This window comes from Oleiphilus sp. HI0079 (assembly GCF_001635105.1).
On sequence record NZ_LWFT01000799.1, the window covers coordinates 1 to 1,607 of the forward strand.

At 49.2% G+C, this 1,607-nt stretch carries 2 protein-coding genes; both read left to right on the forward strand.

Annotation, left to right across the window (positions count from 1 at the left end; translation table 11 throughout):
* On the forward strand, positions 1–489 hold a 489-nt coding region (gene lipB, locus A3750_RS14940), incomplete at its 5' end, for a lipoyl(octanoyl) transferase LipB (RefSeq protein WP_156498614.1).
* Positions 486–1,514 carry a lipoyl synthase gene (gene lipA / locus A3750_RS14945; protein WP_082863175.1) on the forward strand — a complete coding sequence of 343 codons (1,029 nt, stop codon included), beginning with the start codon at positions 486–488 and terminating at the stop codon, positions 1,512–1,514. The genes lipB and lipA, both read left to right, overlap by 4 nt.
* Positions 1,515–1,607 lie beyond the last annotated feature (93 nt).

Genomic DNA, 1,607 nt, shown 5'->3' on the forward strand with positions numbered 1-1,607 from the left:
GCAGAACATCTATTAGCGCCAGGCGATATTCCAGTTGTTCAGGTAGATCGCGGAGGACAGGTTACCTATCATGGCCCAGGGCAACTTGTCGTATACCTCTTGCTAGATATTGACCGTATGGGAATTGGCGCAAGGCAGCTGGTGACGCTTATTGAAACGAGTATCGTGAGTACGCTTGGTTTATTAGGTGTTTCTGCAGAAGCAAGAAGAGACGCACCTGGAGTTTATGTTGACGGGCGGAAGATTGCTTCGATTGGTTTGCGTATTCGAAAAGGGCGTTGCTTTCACGGTTTAAGTATTAATATCGATATGGACCTCTCGCCCTTTGACAGGATTAATCCGTGCGGATATCGCGGCTTGGAAATGACGCAGCTCTCTAATTTTGAAAACTGGGAGCCCGTCGAGCCTTTTGCAGGACGTTTGGTTGACGCTCTGCGTGAGCAGTTTGGGTACAAACAGCTCGTAATTGAATATACAGAGACTTTATGACCAATAAAACAATTGATGAGAATCTAGACGGTGCAGGCGAGCCAGATCATGCTGCGACAGGCAAGGCTAAGCCATCAATCAAACGTGCGGTGACTGGTGAGAAACTTCGAGGCGCCGAAAAAGTCGCAAGAATACCCATTAAGGTCATCCCCACCGAAAAAATGCCGCGCAAGCCAGATTGGATTCGGGTCCGTGTTCCTGCAACACCAAGAATTTCTGAGATAAAGCAAAAGCTCCGCAAGCATGGTTTGCATACCGTTTGTGAAGAGGCATCCTGCCCGAACCTTGGAGAGTGCTTTGGTGGTGGAACGGCGACCTTTATGATTATGGGCGATATTTGTACTCGTCGCTGCCCCTTCTGCGATGTTGCTCATGGCAGGCCAAAGCCGCTAAATCAAGATGAGCCTGCTGAGTTGGCAGAAGCGATTGCGGACATGGCGCTAAATTACGTCGTGATTACCTCTGTCGACCGCGATGATTTGCGAGATGGTGGAGCGCAGCATTTTGCAGACTGTATCCGTGAAACGCGGGAGCGGTCTGAAGAGATTCAAATCGAGGTATTGGTGCCTGACTTTCGAGGTCGCATGGATGTTGCTTTGGATATCCTAAAGGATACGCCGCCAGACGTTTTTAATCATAATCTCGAAACTGTCCCATCGCTTTATAAAAAGGTGCGACCGGGTTCTGATTATGCTTGGTCACTCAAACTGTTGAAGGAGTATAAAGCGCTGGCGCCAAATGTATTGACCAAGTCTGGGTTGATGCTAGGTATTGGTGAGACGCTTGATGAAGTCGAGCAAGTAATGGCGGACCTGCGAGAGCATGATGTAGATATGTTGACACTTGGGCAGTATTTGCAGCCTAGTCGTGATCATTTGGCGCTAGAGCGTTTTGTAACGCCGGCGGAGTTTGACGAGTTGGCTGAGAAGGCGCGTGCGCTTGGTTTTAAGCATGTCGCAAGTGGGCCATTGGTTCGTTCCTCTTATCATGCGGACAAACAAGCGAAAGGGGAAAAGGTCGGTTAGTTTGGCCCTTCGCCGACTTGACGTGTACAAGGCGCATTATGAAGCTCTCGAAAATCAAGACAGGTAGCTTTGAACGGCGCTTAAGTCTCACTC